We start from the raw sequence: 17,088 nt of genomic DNA, 5'->3' as shown, positions 1-17,088 counted from the left end.
GGCATGCAGGAAACCACAGGGGCCGCTCCGGAGTATCCGGGGGACGACGGCGTGACCGACGACTTTGGCCTGGCCGGGGTGCCGGACGCGTTCCAGCGCCTGTGGACCCCGCACCGGATGGCGTACATCAAGGGCGGGCAACACCAGTTCAAGAACGTGGACGACTGCCCGTTCTGCGTGGCGCCGGAACGCGAGGATGACGATTCCCTGATCGTCTACCGGGGCCGGACCAGCTACGTCGTGCTGAACCTCTTCCCTTACAACCCGGGCCACCTGCTGGTCTGCCCGTACCGGCACATCCCCGACTACACGGACCTGACCGTGGAGGAAACCGCCGAATTCGCCGAGCTGACGCAGACGGCCATGCGCGTGCTGCGTAAGGTCGCCAACCCCACCGGTTTCAACCTCGGGATGAACCAGGGCGTGACCGGCGGCGCCGGGATCGCCGGGCACCTGCACCAGCATGTGGTGCCGCGCTGGGGCGGGGACGGGAACTTCTTCCCGATCATCGCCCAGACCAAGGCCATTACCCAGACCCTCGGTGAGGTCCGCCAGCAGGTGGCGGAGGCCTGGCCCCAGGCCAACGACGCGGGGCCGGCGGCCGCCGGGGCGACGGATGCTGAATAGGCACGCGCGCGGTTTCTTCACCGCGCTGTTCTCCCCGCTTGCCCGCTGGCTGCTGCGGATCGGTGTCTCCCCGGACGCCGTCACCATTGTCGGGACGCTCGGCGTGGTGATCGGCGCCCTGGTGTTCTACCCGCTGGGCCAGCTCCTGTGGGGCACGCTCTTCATCACCGCGTTCATCTTCTCGGACGTCATCGACGGCATCATGGCACGGATGCAAAAGGGCGGAGGCCGCTGGGGCAACTTCCTGGATTCCACCCTGGACCGGATAGCGGACGGTGCACTGTTCGCCGGCGTCGCGGTCTGGTTCTTCACCGGGGGGGCGAACACGCCCATCGCGATCGCCGCCGTCCTCTGCCTGGTCCTGGGCATGGTGGTCTCCTACGCCCGGGCGAAGGCCGAGTCCCTCGGCTTCCAGGCCAATGTGGGCCTTGCCGAGCGTGCCGAGCGGCTGGTGTCCGTCCTGGTGGTCACCGGCCTCACGGGTATCGGCCTGCCCACCGTGGTGCTTTTTGTGACGTTGTGCCTCCTCGCCGCGGCGAGCCTCGTGACGATCATTCAGCGGATCATCACCGTGCGCCGGCAGTCGCTTGAAGAGACCGAGGGCACCGCGACCGGACAGGCCGCCTGAGCGCGCAGCTTCGGCCCCGCCAGCGGGTGTAATCGGAATTCAGCCGGGCGCGGCGGGGGGACTAGTATTAGCACTACCGGCCAATGGATCCGGTAATCCGGTGTGTGCGAAGCGGCATTTGTGTGCCGTCCGCGCTCCGGCGAGGTCATCTATCTACCCATAGGGGTTTTTGTGTCTACACCTGATGTAAGCAGCGAAGCCGGCGCGTCCGCGAAGAGCGTTACGGGCAGCAACCGCGTCAAGCGCGGCATGGCGGAGATGCTCAAGGGCGGCGTCATCATGGACGTCGTCAACGTCGAGCAGGCCCGCATCGCTGAGGATGCCGGCGCCGTGGCGGTCATGGCGCTGGAACGCGTTCCGGCCGACATCCGCGCCCAGGGCGGCGTGTCCCGCATGTCCGATCCCGACATGATCGAAGCGATCATCGCGGCCGTGTCCATCCCGGTCATGGCGAAGGTCCGGATCGGCCACTTCGTCGAGGCCCAGGTCATTCAGACCCTCGGTGTGGACTACATCGACGAGTCCGAGGTCCTGACCCCGGCCGACTACGCCCACCACATCGACAAGTGGAACTTCACCATTCCGTTCGTCTGCGGCGCCACCAACCTCGGTGAGGCCCTGCGCCGCATCAACGAGGGCGCGGCCATGATCCGCTCCAAGGGCGAGGCCGGCACCGGCGACGTCTCCAACGCCACCACCCACATGCGCCAGATCCGTGCGGAGATCAAGCGTCTGGGCGGCATGGCCGAGGACGAGCTCTACGTCGCCGCCAAGGAACTGCAGGCCCCGTACGAACTGGTCAAGGAAGTTGCCGCCACCGGCAAGCTCCCCGTGGTCCTGTTCACCGCCGGCGGCATCGCCACCCCGGCCGACGCCGCGATGATGATGCAGCTCGGCGCCGACGGTGTCTTCGTCGGCTCCGGCATCTTCAAGTCCGGCAACCCGGCCCAGCGCGCCGCCGCCGTCGTGAAGGCCACCACCTTCTTCGATGACCCCGAAGAGATCGCCAAGGCCTCCCGCGGCCTGGGCGAGGCCATGGTCGGCATCAACGTCGACGAGATCCCGGAACCGCACCGCCTCGCCCAGCGCGGCTGGTAACGGCACCACAGCACCACCCGCGACGGCGGCGAGTCACCAGAAAGGTGACTCGCCGCCGTCGTCGTTTCTTTCCCCATCGAGTGCTCCACAACTGCCCTTATGGGACTCCAAAAGGGCCGTTACGGAGCAGTCGACGGGGGTGAGGGTGCGGTCAGTCGAGGCCGCGGCGCTTGAGGAGCGGTTCGAGCTCGGCGTCGCGGCCGCGGAAGGCGCGGAAGGAATCCAGCGGGTCGCGGCTGTTGCCCCGGGCGAGCAGCTCCGCGCGGAAGAAGTCCCCGTTGGCCCGCGTGAGGCCGCCGTGTTCCTTGAACCATTCCACCGTATCGGCGTCCAGCACCTCGCTCCAGATGTAGGAGTAGTAGCCCGCGGCATAGCCGGCGCCGGCGAAGATGTGCTGGAAATAGCCGGTGCGGTAGCGCGGCGGGATCAGATGGTGCGCCACGCCGGCCGCGGCCAGCGCCTTGGCCTCGAACTCCAGGACATCCTCGGGGACCTCGGAACCGTCCAGCACATGCCAGGCCAGGTCCAGCAGGGCCGCGCCCAGGTATTCGGTGGTGCCGAAGCCCTCGCCCCAGAGCTGGGCGGCGTCGAGCTTGTCCACGACCTCCTGCGGCAGCGCCTCTCCGGTGGCGTGGTGGCGGGCGTAGTTGGCCAGGACCTCCGGCCACATGATCCACATCTCGTTCACCTGCGAGGGGTATTCCACGAAGTCCCGGGGCACGGAGGTGCCGGAGAAACGCGGATAGGTGACCGCGGAGAACAGCCCGTGCAGGGCATGGCCGAACTCGTGGAAGGTCGTGCGGAGCTCATCCAGGGTCAGGAGCGTGGGTTCCCCGGCCGGCGGCTTGGAGATGTTGAGGTTGTTGATCACCACGGGACGGGTGTTGAGCAGTCCGGACTGCTCCACGAGGGAGTTCATCCAGGCCCCGCCGCGCTTGGATTCGCGGGTGTAGTAGTCGCCCAGGAACAGGCCCAGCTCGGTCCCGTCGGCGTTGCGGACTTCCCAGACGCGCACGTCCGGGTGGTAGCCGGCGAGGTCCGCGCGTTCGTGGAACGTGATGCCGTAGAGGGCGTTGGCGGCGAAGAACACGCCGTCGCTGAGGACCCGGTCCAGCTCGAAATAGGGGCGCAGGGCCTGCTCGTCCACGGCGTAGCGTTCGCGCTTGACCTTGGCGGAGTAGTAGGCCCAGTCCCAGGCCTCGAGGGGGTGCCCGGCGACTTCCGCCAGCGCCTCGGCCTCGGCATCGGCATTCCGGACGGCGGCCGGTGCGAGCCGGTTCATCATGGTCTGCACGGCGGCGAAATCCGGGGCGGTCTGCTGGTCCACGACGAGTTCGGCGTAGTTCGCGAAGCCCAGCAGCGCCGCCTTCTCGGCGCGGAGCCTGACCATGTCCTTGACCAGGTCCAGAACGTCCAGGGCGCTGCCGTCGCTGCCGCGTCCGATGGAGGCCTCGTACAGGCGGCGGCGGACGTCCCGGTTTTCGAGGGACGCGAGGGCGGGCTGGTTGCTGGGCTGGATGAGCGTCAGCAGGAACTTGCCCTCATGCCCGGCGGTGCGGGCGGCTTCCGCGGCGCTGGCAACATCGTCAGCGGGCAGGCCGGCGAGTTCGGCGGCGTCGTCGAGCAGCAGGGAGGCTGCCTTCATCCCCTCCTTCACCCGCTGTCCGAACTCGGTTCCGAGCCGGGAGAGCTCGGCATTGACGGCCTTGAGCCGCTCCTGTCCGGCGCCGTCGAGCTGGATGCCGGACTGGCGGAACTCCTTGAGGTACTCGTCCACGAGCCGGGCGGATTCGGCGTCGAGCTGGTCCGTGTTGACCGCGGCGAAACGCTCGAAGAGCCCCCGGTTGAGGTAGACGGCGTCCTGGTGGGCAGAGAACCGCGGGGACAGGACGGTCTCGAGGTCGCGGATGGGGTCCGAGGCGTCGGCCGAGACGAGGGTGAAGAAGGAGGCCGCCGCACGCTGCAGGAGCTGCCCGGACCGCTCCATGGCCAGCGCGGTGTTCTCAAAGGTGGCCGGCTCCGCGGTGTTCACGATTGCCTGGATTTCAGCGAGGTGCTCGGCGAGGCCGGCCTCCACAGCTTCGGCGTAGTGCTCGTCGGTGATGTCCGCGAACGGCGGCAGGCCGAATGGCAGGGGGCTGGGGCTCATCAGGGGATTAGTCATGAAATAACTCTTTCATGTAAAGGGGTGAGTCTCAATGGTCTGCTCCCCGTGTTGGCGCCGTTGCCGCCGTAGGATGGCGCCATGCGTACCATCACCCCCCAGCTACGCGGCCGACTGTTCGCCGCCGCCGCAGCGGTGTCCCTTGTGGCCTCCGTGGCTTCCTGCGGCATCGGCGCCCAGACCGAAAGCACTGCCTCGGGCTCGCCGGCGGCCGCCGGGAGCACCGCCGCTTCGGCCGCGGCACAGAGTCCTGGGACGACGCAGGCAGCGTCGCCGCCGAGCACCCCGAGCCCTTCGCCGACGCCGACGCCGGGCAAGGGGCCCGACTGCGCGGCCGTCCGCTGCGCCTCGGTCGTGGTCACGGGGGACATGCTCGTCCATGCCCAGCTCTGGGAGCAGGCCCGCGCGGATGCCCTGGCCGCCGGCGCCAAGGGCCTGGACTTCGGGCCGCTGCTTGAGGGCCAGCGCAGGTACGTCGAGAGCGGGGACCTCGCGGTCTGCCACCTGGAGACACCCGTCGCCGCCGCGGCCGGGCCCTTCTCCGCGTACCCCTCGTTCAACGTTCCGCCGCAGATCATCCCGGCCGTCCAGCAGGTCGGCTACCAGGTCTGCACCACCGCGAGCAACCACACCGTTGACCGCGGCACCGCCGGGCTGGTCCGCACCCTGGATGCCCTCGACGCCGCCGGGCTGCAGCACACGGGCTCCTACCGGAGCGCAGCCGACGCCGAGGGTGTCCTGATCCTGCAGACCGCCGCGGCGAAGATTGCCGTGATCAGTGCGACCTACGGGCTGAACGGACAGCTCCCGGAGGCGGCCTGGCAGGTGGACATGCTCGACCCCGAGGTCATGATCGCCAAGGCGAAGAAGGCCCGGGACCTGGGCGCCGACATCGTGCTGGGCGCGATGCACGCCGGCGAGGAATATTCGAGCGTGCCCAACGCCGAGCAGAAGAGCGTCGCCCATGCCCTCGCGGACAGCGGCCAGTTCACCATGATCTACGGCCACCACTCGCACTCGGTCCTGCCGATCGAGCAGTACAAGGGCACCTGGATTGCCTACGGCCTGGGCAACGCGATCACCGAACTCTCGCCGAACTACGTCGTGAACAACGAAGGCCTGCTGCTCCGGGCCCAGTTCAGCGAGGACGACGCCGGCACCTGGACCGCGTCCGACCTGGCCTGGGCCCCGTCGGTCATTGTCCGCGGCCCCTACCGCTGGTGCTCGGTTGCCTCCGACGCCCCGCAGGGTTCCTGCGCCGGTGCCGCGGCGGACGCGGCCACCCGCAAGCGCACCCAGACGGCGGTCGAGTCGATGGGGGCAGCTGCTGCGGGCGCGCACGAACTGCTCATCACCAAGGAACCGTAGCCGCACTGTGACAGGAGGCCTTCGTGGGCAAAGTATCGACGGCGGACCGGGAACCCCGGAGCGGGACCTTTCCCAACGGCATGGACTACCTGAGCTGGGGCAGCGGCCCGAAGACGCTCCTCTTCATCCAGGGCGGCCCGGGTAGCACGGTTCCCAACGGGATGCTGCGCCGGATGTTCCGGCGGCAATTCGATGCCTTTCTTGACGCCGGATACGCCCTCTGGATTGTGACCCGGCGCCGGGGCATGGCGCCGGACCACAGCATCGCCGACATGGCGGACGACTACGCGCGGCTCATCACCGAGGAGTTCGGCGGGCGCGTTGACGTGCTCGTGGCGGAGTCCTTTGGCGGGATGATCGGCCAGTATCTGGCGGCACGGCATCCCGACTCCTTCGGCCACATCGCCTTGGTGGTCACGGCCGCGGAGTTGAGCGACTGGGGCAAGGACGTCGACGCGCGGATGGCCCAGGCCCTCGCAGGCGGAGACACGAACGGTGCCGGGACGGTCTTCGCCGAGTATCTGCTGCCGGGCCGGCGCCTGATCTGGCTGCGGCGGCTGATCGGGCCCCTGATCAGCCGCCGGCTGATGAGCGGATCGGATTTCCCGGCCCAGGATGTCCTCACCGAGGTGAAGGGCGAAATGACCTTCAATTCCCGGGCGGTGCTCCCGCTCATCCGGCGGCCCGTGCTGCTGATCTGCGGAGGCTCGGATCAGTTCTTTCCCCGCGAGGTCGCCCAGGAAACGGCCGGGCTGATCCCGGACTGCACCCTCGTCTGGTACGAAGGGAAGGGCCATCTCAGGGCAGCCTCGAGCGGACGCATCGCGCAGGACGTGCTGGCGTTCGCCGGACGCAGTTGACCGGCGGCGCCGGAACGCGCAGGGCTACGTCCGGCCCGGGTCCAGGGCCAGGCTCATATAGACGCTGTTCGGGTCGTCGCCGTAGTCGGCGAAGGGCGGGCAGATACTGAATCCGTGACGCTGGTACAGCCGCCGCGCCGGAGCGAAGAAGTCCTGGCTTCCGGTCTCCAGGTACAGGCGGTCATAACCGCCGAGGCGGGCCTGGGCCAGGATGTGGGCCAGCAGGAGGCTGGCGATGCCGCGGCCCCGTGCGTGGGGCGCGGTGCGCATGGACTTGATCTCGCCCTGGCCCCGCTGGAGCTCTTTCAGCGCCCCGCAGCCGAGCACCTGGGCATCCTCCCGCGCGGTCCAGAACGTGATGGCCGGCCCCGCGAGGGCCGCGGAATCCAGGGCGTGGACGCTTTCGGCGGGCGAGGTGGCAAACATGTCCGCGAGGTGGTCGGTCAGGAGCTGCTGGACGTCCCCACGCCCGGGGCTGTCGCGGTCAATCCGGATCATCGTGCACTGGTCCTCCGCGGGATCTGTCATCGGTCACCCAGTCTACCGGGTTGCCGAACCCAGGTAGCTGGCCCCATGGAACCTCCTCCGCACCACGCCGACCCTGATCCGGAGTGCGGTCGAGAGCTGCGAGCAGGAGGGCCACGACGTCGACTGGACGTCCAGATTGGTTGACGCCACGCCATCCACACCGCAGGAGCGGGCTGTTCAGATGTCACCGTCGGTGCGACACACCGACGGTGACGAGACTCAGGCAGAGCCTATGGCGGAGCCTTTGCCCCCGCAACCCGGTTCATCCGGTTAGGGGGTGCCGGCGAGGAAGTAGCCGGCGACGTCGGCGATCAGGTGCGTCGTGCCGGAGGAGCGGTTGTAGATGGCGACTTTTCTGTCACTGCCTACCGGGACGGTGACGGAGTTCGGCACGGTCTTGCCCTGGGAGAAGTTCTGGTTCGAGGTGCTGGGCAGGTTTGTTCCGGAGGCGTGGGCGGTGGTGAACCCGAAGGACTTCGGCTCGGTCACGGTCAGGTTGAAGACGACCGCGGAGACCCTGGCCGGGATTCCGGGGACACCGCCGACCTGGAAGGATACCGAGGAGTCCGCACCGGCAGGATTGGTTTTTCGGGTGTCCAGGAGCCGGGACGGGTCCAGCGGGGCGAACGCTCCCGCGGCGACCGGGGTGCCGGCGAGGTAGTAGCCGGCGACGTCGGCGATGAGATGCGTCGTGCCGGAGGAGCGGTTGAAGAGGGTGACCTTTCCGTCGGCGCCCACCGGGACGGTGACGGAGTTCGCCACGGTCTGGCCCAGGGAGAAGTTCTGGTTCGAGGCGGTGGGCAGGTTTGTTCCGGAGGCGTGGGCGGTCGTGAACCCGAAGGACTTCGGCTCTGTCACGGTCAGGTTGAAAACGACCGCGGAGACGTTCGCCGGGATTCCGGGGACACCGCCGACCTGGAAGGATACCGAGGAGTCCGCACCGACAGGATTGGTTTTCCGGGTGTCCAGGAGCCGGGACGGGCCCAGCGGGGCGAACGCTCCCGCGGCGACCGGGGTGCCGGCGAGGTAGTAGCCGGCGACGTCGGCGATGAGATGCGTCGTGCCGGAGGAGCGGTTGAAGAGGATGACCTTTCCGTCGGCGCCCACCGGGACGGTGACGGAGTTCGCCACGGTCTGGCCCTGGGAGAAGTTCTGGTTTGAGGCGTTGGGCAGGTTTGTGCCGGAGGCGTGGGCGGTCGTGAACCCGAAGGACTTCGGCTCTGTCACAGTCAGGTTGAAAACGACCGCGGAGACGTTCGCCGGGATTCCGGAGACACCGCCGACCTGGAAGGAGACCGAGGAGTCCGCGCCGACAGGATTGGTTTTCCGCGTGTCCAGGACCCGGGACGGGCTCACGGGCACGAAAGCGCCGGGTTCGGTTGGAGCCGGCGAAGTACCAAGGTGCCTGTCGGAAAACCAGTAGCGCTTAGCGATGTGGTCAGTTGCCAACACCACAATGCCTGTGGTCGTGTTCACCGACTGTTTGCTGGTGGTCACGTTGTTCATGTTGGGGGAGGCCCCGTCCTGAATGACGGGGGTGCCGCGGCCGGACTCGAAGACGGGATTGTCCATGGACGCGGTTTTCTCGTAGATGCTGCCTGCCACGCCCCTGAAGGCGCAGCCACTGACGTATGTGGCAGGTGCGGTATGGAACACGCGCACGAGGTCGTTTTCGGCGTCAAGTACAACCTGCATGCGGGTCACGCAGTCGCCGGTGGTGGAAATTGTCGACTGTGTGAACGCCCCGGTGCCCGGTTTGAAGACCAGCAACAGTGTCTGGGGAAGCGTCGGATCGGCGGAGGTGTCGTCGAGGCCGGTCTTCACTGCCGCGAAGACCCGCCCGGCGGCGTCGGACTGCAGCGACTTGATGTTCAGGTGATCATCGGCCAATCCCCTACCTTTGACCGCCGACTGTACCTTCCACGAAGACGAAGCCGCCGGAGCCGTTCCGTCTGTTCGCGTCGCCCACCACACAGTTCCGGTGAGTGCGTCGCTCCACATCACCCCGATCTTATTGCTGCCGTAAGCCACGATGGTTGAAATGTCATCCGGTGCCGGGTTTGGGTTGGACACGGGGAGGACGAAAGGAGTCCCCCAACTAGTGCCGTCGGGTCCGGAGCTGTTTGCGTAGACCGCGTTGGTGAAGCCGGAGGCGGAACTGCCGCTGACCTGTGTCCATGTGGCCCAGATGGCGCCGGTGCTGTCCTTGGCGATGGTCATGGACTCGCTGCTGTAGTTGGTGATAACCGTAGGGAAACCGCTATCCAGCGTGTATTTGCCATCGGCGTAGCTGTACCGGTACAGGTTTGCGGGTTGCCCGGAAACGGAGGGCGCCGTGCCGGTCTCACTGGACGCCGTGACGACGTGGGAGGCTATGTACAGATGACTGCCGTCCCAGAGCGTGTCCGCCAGGGTGCTGCGGCGGCTGTCAATGAGCACCCCGGTGTTAACCCACTTATCGACGCCCCGGTCCAGCCGGTAGATTTGCCAGCCGCTGCCGGAAGTCCACATGTCCGCCCACCAGGAACCGTCGTTCCACCATAGCTTGCTCTGGGGCTTGTCCGCTGTCGGAGGGTTGTCCACCCCAAAATAGCTGATACTTGGAGAACCGTAACTGCTCTCGGCCACCGCGCTGCTGGAAACAGCAAGGATGTTTCCGGCAACGATGGTGGCCACGACCAACGACTGAGCCAGCCAACTGACAACACGCTTCATTTTCATCACAGCACTCCCGGCCTGGTCGGACAAACAGACGGCGCCGCGCTCACTCAGGAGAAGGACGCGGCACAGGTTCCATCCGGTCGTGGTCTGGCCCCAGCTTCCACAGCCCTCGACTCCGGCCGGTCCGTTGAGCCTATGGTCGGTCCGGAGAGGCTGTCACGGGTAGCCACTACCCGTTTTGACGGCCCTTCACCACTCCCAGGTTACTTACGGGGGAAATCGCGCGCCCGGTGAATGTGTCGTTGGATACTTAGTCGCCGGACCGAACTGAGCGCGCACTGACCGCCGGGTCAGCGCGGGCGGCGGGCGGCGTGCTCGCGGGCCAGGACGGCATAGGAGTCGTCCGGGGTGCCGGGGGAGAAGCTGCCGTATTTGCGTTGGACGGCTGTCCGGATGAGGAAGTCCGCCAGCGCCGGGTTCTTGGGCAGCAGGGAGCCGTGCAGGTAGCTCGCCACGATGTTCCGGTAGCGGGCGCCTTCCTGGCCGTCGGTGCTGTTGTTGCCGGTGCCCTTGGCCGTGCTGCCCAGCGGTGACACACCCGGACCAAGCGTGGTCTGGCCGCTGTGGTTTTCGTAGCCCAGGACGGTGCCGAACTCGGGGGAGGAGACCGACACGTTGCCAATCAGCCGCTCGTCCGTGCCGTGGGTTTCCACGTCCAGGATGCCGATCCCCGGGATCACGGACCCCGTCCGGGTCTTGAAGAACTTCCCGAACAGCTGGTAGAGCCCGCAGATCACCAGCATCGGGGTGCCGTCCTCGGCGAGTTCCTTCAGGACGGTCTCGCGCGACAGCAGGTCGTCCTGGATGACGAGCTGGCCGCTGTCCTGCCCGCCGCCGCCGACGATCAGGTCGATGTCGGCGGGAAACGCGTCGCCGACGTTGTACTCGAGCAGCTCCGGCGTGTAACCGTGCCAGCGCAGCCGCTGGGCCAGCACCAGGGCGTTGCCCCAGTCGCCGTAAATGTTCATGTCCCGCGGATACAGCTGCAGGACCCGGATCGTGCCCTTGCTGGGCGCCGGGGATTCCTCGGGAGGAAGCTCGTGCCCGAAGGAGAACGTGGACCCGGGCTGGGGGGTCATGAGACCACCTCCACTGTGGTGATTTTGGACAGCTCGCGGCGGATCGCCAGCATCGCTGTGTAGGTGCAGAAGACCCGCTTCGGTTTGTCCCGGGCGCCGCTGATGAAGGCCGCCAGCGCGGGCGCTATCTCGGTGTTCACCGCGCCGATCGCGACGTCGTCGTACTGCAGGCGAAGCGCCATGTCGTAGGCGCGGGAGCCGCTCAACTGGTCCACACCGGCCTCCCGGAGGGTGTCGAATTCGACGTCCCAGAGCCAGGACATGTCCCGGCCGTCGGCATAGTTGTCGTTGATCGCGATCATCGTGGCGTAGCCAGCGGCCGGGAAGGACTTCAACCCGAGCCGGAAGCCGCTGGGGTTCTTCACCAGGATCAGGTCGAGCGGCAGGCCGTCGACGACGAGGCTCTCACCGCGCCCGAACGCCGGCGCCACCTCGGCCAGCGCCTTCAGCAGGCCCTCGTTGTCCACGACGGCCGTTTTTCCAGGGACCGGGTCCCCCGCCGCGATGGCCCTGGCCAGGGTCAGCGCCGCAGCGGCGTTGAAGATGTTGTAGACCCCGCGGAGCTTCATCGCGGTGGTGGCCGTGACGCCGTCGTACTCAAAATCCGCGTCCGCCGCACCCACCCGGCGCAGCACGACGTCGGCGTGCGGCTTCGCGGGAGCCGGCGGCACCGGGCTGCCGGGGGCAGCCCGCATCTCGTCGTCGTTCGGGAACGTGCTCAGCAGGGAATCGTCGAGGCCGAAGTAGAGGACGTCGGGACCGGCGTGCGTGCCTGATTTAGGCGTTTCCGCATTAAGCGTTTCCGCGATCCGCGCCACACGCGGGTCCTCCCGGTTCAGCACGACCGTACCGGTGGTCTTGGAGGCGATGTGCTGCAGCAGCTGCGCGGTCTTATCGATCTCGCCGAAGCGGTCCAGCTGGTCCCGCAGGACATTCAGCAGCAGGCAGTAGCGCGGCGGCACCTGGTTGACGAAGTGCACCGCGTGGGCCTCGTCCAATTCGAGTACGGCGACGTCCGCGTTCAGCCGTCCCCGCCAGTCCACCTCGCCAAGCAGCGCAGCGGCCACTCCGCGGGTGAAGTTGCTGCCGGTGCGGTTCGTGAACACCTTCAGGCCCTGGCTCTCGAGCAGTTCCACCACCATCTTCGTAGTGGTCGTCTTGCCGTTCGTGCCGCTGACGACGGCGACGCCGTGCGGCAGCGTGGACAGTGTTCTGCGCATGAAGCCGGGGTCGATTTTTTCGACCACGAGCCCGGGAAGGGCAGAGCCTCCGCCCCTAAGCCGGGAGACCCGGCGGACGAGCTTGCCGAGCGGAACGCTGAAGTAAAACATGCTTTGTAATATATCCCAGCGGCGGCATGGAAGCCCGCCGGGAGGCGGCACGCCACGTGTCCGGGCCACTATGCTGGTCCGATGACCAACCCCACTTCTGCGCCCTCTTCCCGCGTGGGTTCAGGGCTGCGGATCGGCGTCCTCGCACTTCAGGGCGACTTCCGCGAACACCTGCACGCGGTGGAAGCGGCCGGCGCCACGGGCGTCGGCGTGCGCCGGCCGTCCGAACTCGACGGCCTCGACGGCCTCATCATCCCCGGCGGAGAATCGACCACCATCGACAAGCTGTCCCGCGTCTTCGGGCTCCGCGACCCGCTGCGCCAACGCATCCGGGACGGGCTGCCGGTCTACGGCTCGTGCGCCGGCATGATCCTCCTCGCGGAGGAGATCACCGACCCCGCCAGGGACCTCGCCGGCAACCCGCAGCAGACCTTCGGCGGACTGGACATCACGGTGCGCCGGAACGCCTTCGGCCGGCAGCGCGAATCCTTCGAAACGGACCTCGATTTCAAGGGCCTCGACTTCAGCGCCACTGCCGACGGCGTCGCCCCTGTCCACGCGGTCTTCATCCGCGGACCCTGGGTGGAACGCGTCGGCGCCGGCGTAGAGGTCCTCGCCACCGTGGAACCGTCCAAGGCCTCCCACCCCGAGGCGCTGGCCGGGACGGCTAGAATTGTTGCAGTGCGTGCCGGCAAGCTGCTGGCCACCTCCTTCCACCCGGAAGTGACGGGGGAGAAGCGCGTGCACGAATTGTTTATCCGAATGATCAGAGGAGAAGCGTAAAGCATGTCAGGCCACTCCAAATGGGCGACGACCAAGCACAAGAAGGCCATCCTCGACAGCCGTCGGGCCAAGTCGTTCGCCAAGCTGATCAAGAACATCGAAGTTGCCGCACGCATGGGCGGACCGGACCTCGCCGGCAACCCGGGCCTGGAACTCGCCGTCACCAAGGCCAAGAAAACCTCGGTCCCCGCTGACAACATCGACCGCGCCATCAAGCGCGGCGCCGGCCTCACCGGTGAGGTCGTGGACTACACCGAGATCATGTACGAATGCCGCGGACCGCAGGGCTCCGCACTGCTGATCGAATGCCTTACGGACAACAAGAACCGTGCGGCCTCCGAGGTCCGGCTCGCCATCTCCCGCAACGGCGGCACCATCGCCGACCCCGGTTCGGTGAGCTACCTCTTCTCCCGCAAGGGCGTTGTCTCGCTGCCGAAGAACGGCCTGACCGAGGACGATGTCCTGATGGCAGTCCTCGACGCCGGCGCCGAGGAAGTCAAGGACAACGGCGACAGCTTCGAGATCCACTCCGAACCGACCGACCTCCAGGCCATCCGCGATGCGCTCAAGGAAGCCGGGATGGAGTACGACACCGACGAGGCGGAGTTTGTCCCGTCCATGCAGGTCCCGCTGGATCTCGACGCCGCCAAGAAGTTCCTGAAGCTCGTCGACGCCCTCGAGGAACTCGACGACGTCCAGAACGTCTACAGCAACGCCGACCTCAGCGACGAAGTGCAGGCCGCACTGGAATCCGAGTGACCCTCCGCGTCCTCGGCGTCGATCCGGGCCTCACCCGCTGCGGGATCGGCGTCGTGGACGTCGAAAAGAACCGCCGCGCCACCATGGTGGCGTTCGGCGTCGTCGGAACCTCCCCGGAGGAAAGCCTGGACCAGCGCCTCCTGGTCATCGCCACGTCCATCGACGAGTGGCTCGACCGGTACGAACCGCACGTCCTCGCCGTCGAACGCGTCTTCTCGCAGCTCAACGTCAGCACCGTGATGGGCGTCGCGCAGGCCTCCGGCGTCGTGATCGCCGCCGCCGCACGCCGCGGAATCCCGGTGGCCCTGCACACCCCGTCCGAGGTGAAAGCCGCCGTCACCGGCAGCGGTACCTCCAACAAGGATGCGGTCACCAAACTGGTCACCAAGATCCTCCGGCTCGACGCTCCGCCCCGGCCGGCCGACGCCGCCGACGCCCTCGCCCTGGCCATCACCCACGCCTGGCGGGCCGGGAGCGGCATTTCCAACAAGGGCGCCGCCACCACGGGTCCGGGCAGCCTGTCCCTGACCCCGGCCCAGCGGGCCTGGGCGGACGCGGAGGCCAAAGCGCGCCGTGCACGCTGAATGTCCGACTTTCCGGTCGCAGCACTTGATAGGGTATTCGTAGATATGTTCGGATAGCCGGGTGTTCCCGGTTCTCCCTTTCAGCTGAATTTTCAGGAGCCCGGCTTTGATCAGTTTTCTCCGCGGAACCGTAGCGCACGTCGGCCTGTCCTCCGCCGTGATCGACCTCAACGGCGCCGGCATGAGCGTAAACGCCACCCCGCAGACCCTTAGCAGACTCCGCACCGGCGAGGAGGGGAAGCTCTTCACCTCCCTGATCGTCCGCGAGGATTCCCTCACCCTGTTCGGCTTCGGCAGCGACGACGAACGCGAAGTCTTCGATATCCTGCTCAGCGTCAGCGGTGTCGGACCCCGGCTGGCGCTGGCCGTCCTGGCCGTGCACGAGCCCGAGGCGATCCGGGTCGCCGCGCACTCCGGCGACGGCAAGGCATTCACGAAGGTGCCCGGCATCGGCCCCAAGGTCGCCGGCCGGATCGTGCTGGAGCTGGCCGGAAGGCTCGTGCCGCTCGGAACCGCGGCCGGTGCCCCGGCCCCGGCCGCCTCCTCCGAAGCGGTCTGGAAGCCGCAGGTCGTCGCCGCCATGACGAGCCTGGGCTGGTCCGAGAAGGACGCCACGTCCAGCATCGACAAATCCCTGGCTGATTCCCCCGAACTCGCCGAGAAGGGCAACGTCGCCGAGATCCTGCGCGCCACCCTCCGCTGGCTGGGCCAGGACGGCGCCCGCGCCGGGAACAGGGTAGGCGCCCGTGGCTGAGCCGTCGGTGGTCGCCGGGGGAGAGGAGCCGGAGGAGCGGGTCATCGAAGCCGCCCTCAGGCCCAAGAACCTGCACGACTTCGTCGGCCAGCACCGGGTCCGCCGGCAGCTCTCCCTCGTCCTGGAGGCCTCGCGCATGCGCGGCCGCAGCGCCGACCACGTCCTGCTCTCGGGCCCTCCCGGGCTGGGCAAAACCACGCTGTCCATGATCATCGCGGCCGAGATGAACGCCCCGCTGCGGATCAGCAGCGGCCCGGCCATCCAGCACGCCGGGGACCTGGCGGCCATCCTGTCCTCGCTGTCCGAGGGTGAAGTGCTCTTCCTGGACGAGATCCACCGGATGTCCCGGCCTGCCGAGGAAATGCTTTACATGGCAATGGAGGACTTCCGGGTCGACATTGTCGTCGGCAAGGGTGCCGGCGCCACCGCCATCCCGCTGGAACTGCCGCCCTTCACCCTGGTGGGCGCCACTACCCGCGCCGGCCTGCTGCCCGGACCGCTCCGGGACCGCTTCGGCTTCACCGGCCACCTCGAGTTCTACTCCGTGGCCGAACTGGAGCTCGTTCTCCGGCGCTCCGCCGGACTCCTGGACCTCAAGGTCAACTCCGCCGGCTTCAGCGAAATCGCCGGCCGATCCCGCGGCACGCCCCGCATCGCCAACCGGCTACTGCGCCGGGTCCGCGACTGGGCGCTGGTGCACGGTATCGAGCAGATCGACGCCCGCGCCGCCTCCGCGGCGCTGGACATGTATGAGGTCGACAAGCGCGGACTGGACCGGCTCGACCGTGCCGTCCTGGAGGCCCTCATCACCAAATTCGGCGGAGGCCCGGTGGGCCTGTCCACCCTGGCCATCGCCGTCGGCGAAGAGACCGAAACGGTGGAAACCGTCGCTGAGCCGTACCTCGTCCGTGAGGGGCTGCTGGGACGTACCCCGCGGGGACGCATCGCGCTCGCCCCGGCCTGGACGCACCTCGGCTTCGCGGTGCCGCCCGGAATCTTCGCCCAGGACCCGCTCGAGCTCTTCCCGGCCGAGGACGACAGCCCTGAGCTGCCGGGCGGGCAGGGCCAGGAAGCTGATCCGGAATGGATCCGTAATAGTCAATAGCACCGCTCCGTAACCTTTTCCCTTTAGACTGGAATGACGCTCGGCACGTTCGGGTCTTTGTTTCTGTGCGCGGCCAGCACCTGGCCGCCGTCGGTTCGGCATCATACCCAGCCAGCCCGGAGCGAAGCCGACGTTGCTGGAAAACCAGCTACGCAAGTACAGAACGGAACTATCCCTGTGTTCGGACTTATTTCTGCCCAGACCCAGCCGCAGGCCGGCGGCGGCATCGACATCATGACCATCCTGTTGTTCGCCATGCTCGGCGTCTTCGTCTTCATGATGTTCCGCCGCAACAAGAAGACCCAGCAGCAGCAGGCGCAGCTCCAGTCGAAGTTCGCCCCGGGTGTCGAGGTCATGACCAGCTTCGGCCTGTACGGCCGCATCGTCGAGATCGACGATGAAGAGAACAAGGTCCTGCTGGAGCTCTCCCCGGGCAACACCGCCACGGTTCACCGCCAGGCCGTCACCAAGATCGTCGAACCGGTTGTCGCCGCCGAGGAGCCCACGGTCGTTCCGGACGACGCCTCCTCGCTGACCATCGACAAGGCTGAGAGCGCCGCCCCCGTCAACGACGCCCCGCGCGTTGAGACGCCGGAAGAAACCACGCGACGCCTCAACGACGAAGGCAAGAAAGACAGCTAGTCTGCCTGTTTGAGCTATCCCGCGAAGTAACGGCTGCGGGCCACCGCCGGAGCGGCC

16 protein-coding genes are annotated in these 17,088 nt (G+C 67.5%); 11 read left to right on the top strand and 5 right to left on the bottom strand.

Annotated features, from left to right (window positions below; all coding sequences use genetic code 11):
• Positions 1-3 precede the first annotated feature (3 nt).
• The 3 genes from J2W14_RS18915 to pdxS all read left to right on the top strand — a co-directional run bounded on the left by J2W14_RS18915 (position 4) and on the right by pdxS (position 2,353).
• Positions 4-627: an HIT family protein gene (locus J2W14_RS18915; RefSeq protein ID WP_307465392.1), complete on the top strand. Its 624-nt coding sequence runs from the start codon at positions 4-6 to the stop codon at positions 625-627.
• Positions 617-1,255, top strand: a complete 639-nt coding sequence (gene pgsA, locus J2W14_RS18910) for a phosphatidylinositol phosphate synthase (RefSeq protein ID WP_307465389.1) — start codon at positions 617-619, stop codon at positions 1,253-1,255. The genes J2W14_RS18915 and pgsA overlap by 11 nt, the downstream gene beginning before the upstream one ends.
• Before the next feature lie 171 nt (positions 1,256-1,426).
• Complete coding sequence (pdxS, locus tag J2W14_RS18905) at positions 1,427-2,353, top strand: pyridoxal 5'-phosphate synthase lyase subunit PdxS (RefSeq protein WP_307465386.1); 927 nt, start codon at positions 1,427-1,429, stop codon at positions 2,351-2,353.
• A 151-nt stretch (positions 2,354-2,504) separates the two neighbouring features.
• Here pdxS and J2W14_RS18900 read toward each other — a convergent pair whose 3' ends face one another.
• On the bottom strand, positions 2,505-4,517 hold the full coding sequence (locus tag J2W14_RS18900) for a M3 family metallopeptidase (protein WP_307465384.1): 2,013 nt from the start codon (positions 4,515-4,517) through the stop codon (positions 2,505-2,507).
• 81 nt (positions 4,518-4,598) lie between these two features.
• Here J2W14_RS18900 and J2W14_RS18895 point away from each other — a divergent pair, with 81 nt between their 5' ends.
• Both J2W14_RS18895 and J2W14_RS18890 read left to right on the top strand, forming a co-directional pair.
• Positions 4,599-5,885, top strand: a complete 1,287-nt coding sequence (locus tag J2W14_RS18895) for a CapA family protein (protein WP_307465381.1) — start codon at positions 4,599-4,601, stop codon at positions 5,883-5,885.
• 23 nt (positions 5,886-5,908) lie between these two features.
• Entirely contained in the window at positions 5,909-6,745 is an 837-nt protein-coding gene (locus J2W14_RS18890; protein WP_307465378.1) for an alpha/beta fold hydrolase, read from the top strand.
• 24 nt (positions 6,746-6,769) lie between these two features.
• Here J2W14_RS18890 and J2W14_RS18885 read toward each other — a convergent pair whose 3' ends face one another.
• The 4 genes from J2W14_RS18885 to J2W14_RS18870 form a co-directional block, all read right to left on the bottom strand.
• Positions 6,770-7,243 (bottom strand): GNAT family N-acetyltransferase, encoded by a 474-nt coding sequence (locus J2W14_RS18885; protein ID WP_307465552.1) that lies wholly within the window; start codon positions 7,241-7,243, stop codon positions 6,770-6,772.
• 300 nt (positions 7,244-7,543) lie between these two features.
• A complete protein-coding gene (locus J2W14_RS18880) occupies positions 7,544-9,994 on the bottom strand; it encodes a hypothetical protein (protein ID WP_307465377.1) in 2,451 nt (816 codons plus the stop codon).
• A 290-nt stretch (positions 9,995-10,284) separates the two neighbouring features.
• Complete coding sequence (locus J2W14_RS18875; RefSeq protein ID WP_307465376.1) at positions 10,285-11,073, bottom strand: type 1 glutamine amidotransferase; 789 nt, start codon at positions 11,071-11,073, stop codon at positions 10,285-10,287.
• Positions 11,070-12,404: a Mur ligase family protein gene (locus J2W14_RS18870; protein WP_307465375.1), complete on the bottom strand. Its 1,335-nt coding sequence runs from the start codon at positions 12,402-12,404 to the stop codon at positions 11,070-11,072. Before J2W14_RS18870 ends, J2W14_RS18875 begins: the two co-directional genes overlap by 4 nt.
• A gap of 81 nt (positions 12,405-12,485) precedes the next feature.
• Between J2W14_RS18870 and pdxT the strand changes: the two genes are divergently transcribed.
• The 6 genes from pdxT (at position 12,486) to yajC (ending at position 17,031) form a co-directional block, all read left to right on the top strand.
• Complete coding sequence (pdxT, locus tag J2W14_RS18865) at positions 12,486-13,187, top strand: pyridoxal 5'-phosphate synthase glutaminase subunit PdxT (protein WP_307465374.1); 702 nt, start codon at positions 12,486-12,488, stop codon at positions 13,185-13,187.
• Positions 13,188-13,190: 3 nt separating this feature from the next.
• Positions 13,191-13,946: a YebC/PmpR family DNA-binding transcriptional regulator gene (locus J2W14_RS18860; RefSeq protein WP_307465373.1), complete on the top strand. Its 756-nt coding sequence runs from the start codon at positions 13,191-13,193 to the stop codon at positions 13,944-13,946.
• Complete coding sequence (gene ruvC / locus J2W14_RS18855; protein ID WP_307465372.1) at positions 13,943-14,530, top strand: crossover junction endodeoxyribonuclease RuvC; 588 nt, start codon at positions 13,943-13,945, stop codon at positions 14,528-14,530. Before J2W14_RS18860 ends, ruvC begins: the two co-directional genes overlap by 4 nt.
• 106 nt (positions 14,531-14,636) lie before the next feature.
• Entirely contained in the window at positions 14,637-15,284 is a 648-nt protein-coding gene (ruvA, locus tag J2W14_RS18850) for a Holliday junction branch migration protein RuvA (protein WP_307465371.1), read from the top strand.
• The gene (ruvB, locus tag J2W14_RS18845) at positions 15,277-16,389 is read left to right on the top strand and encodes a Holliday junction branch migration DNA helicase RuvB (RefSeq protein WP_307465367.1); all 1,113 of its coding nucleotides are present in this window, start codon (positions 15,277-15,279) and stop codon (positions 16,387-16,389) included. The genes ruvA and ruvB overlap by 8 nt, the downstream gene beginning before the upstream one ends.
• A gap of 234 nt (positions 16,390-16,623) precedes the next feature.
• Positions 16,624-17,031: a preprotein translocase subunit YajC gene (yajC, locus tag J2W14_RS18840; protein ID WP_307465550.1), complete on the top strand. Its 408-nt coding sequence runs from the start codon at positions 16,624-16,626 to the stop codon at positions 17,029-17,031.
• The last annotated feature ends 57 nt before the right edge of the window (positions 17,032-17,088 follow it).

This window comes from Pseudarthrobacter oxydans, assembly GCF_030812335.1.
Classification (GTDB): Bacteria; Actinomycetota; Actinomycetes; order Actinomycetales; family Micrococcaceae; genus Arthrobacter; species Arthrobacter oxydans_B.
This window is presented reverse-complemented; position numbering and strand designations above follow the sequence as displayed.

Excerpts from the sequence above, each read along its gene's own strand:
- J2W14_RS18870 (WP_307465375.1), bottom strand. The coding sequence starts at position 12,404 with ATGTTTTACTTCAGCGTTCCGCTCGGCAAGCTCGTCCGCCGGGTCTCC.
- J2W14_RS18880 (WP_307465377.1), bottom strand. The coding sequence starts at position 9,994 with ATGAAAATGAAGCGTGTTGTCAGTTGGCTGGCTCAGTCGTTGGTCGTG.
- J2W14_RS18885 (WP_307465552.1), bottom strand. The coding sequence starts at position 7,243 with ATGATCCGGATTGACCGCGACAGCCCCGGGCGTGGGGACGTCCAGCAG.
- pgsA (WP_307465389.1), top strand. The coding sequence starts at position 617 with ATGCTGAATAGGCACGCGCGCGGTTTCTTCACCGCGCTGTTCTCCCCG.
- pdxT (WP_307465374.1), top strand. The coding sequence starts at position 12,486 with ATGACCAACCCCACTTCTGCGCCCTCTTCCCGCGTGGGTTCAGGGCTG.
- J2W14_RS18900 (WP_307465384.1), bottom strand. The coding sequence starts at position 4,517 with ATGACTAATCCCCTGATGAGCCCCAGCCCCCTGCCATTCGGCCTGCCG.
- J2W14_RS18860 (WP_307465373.1), top strand. The coding sequence starts at position 13,191 with ATGTCAGGCCACTCCAAATGGGCGACGACCAAGCACAAGAAGGCCATC.
- J2W14_RS18875 (WP_307465376.1), bottom strand. The coding sequence starts at position 11,073 with ATGACCCCCCAGCCCGGGTCCACGTTCTCCTTCGGGCACGAGCTTCCT.
- J2W14_RS18915 (WP_307465392.1), top strand. The coding sequence starts at position 4 with ATGCAGGAAACCACAGGGGCCGCTCCGGAGTATCCGGGGGACGACGGC.
- yajC (WP_307465550.1), top strand. The coding sequence starts at position 16,624 with ATGACCATCCTGTTGTTCGCCATGCTCGGCGTCTTCGTCTTCATGATG.
- J2W14_RS18895 (WP_307465381.1), top strand. The coding sequence starts at position 4,599 with ATGCGTACCATCACCCCCCAGCTACGCGGCCGACTGTTCGCCGCCGCC.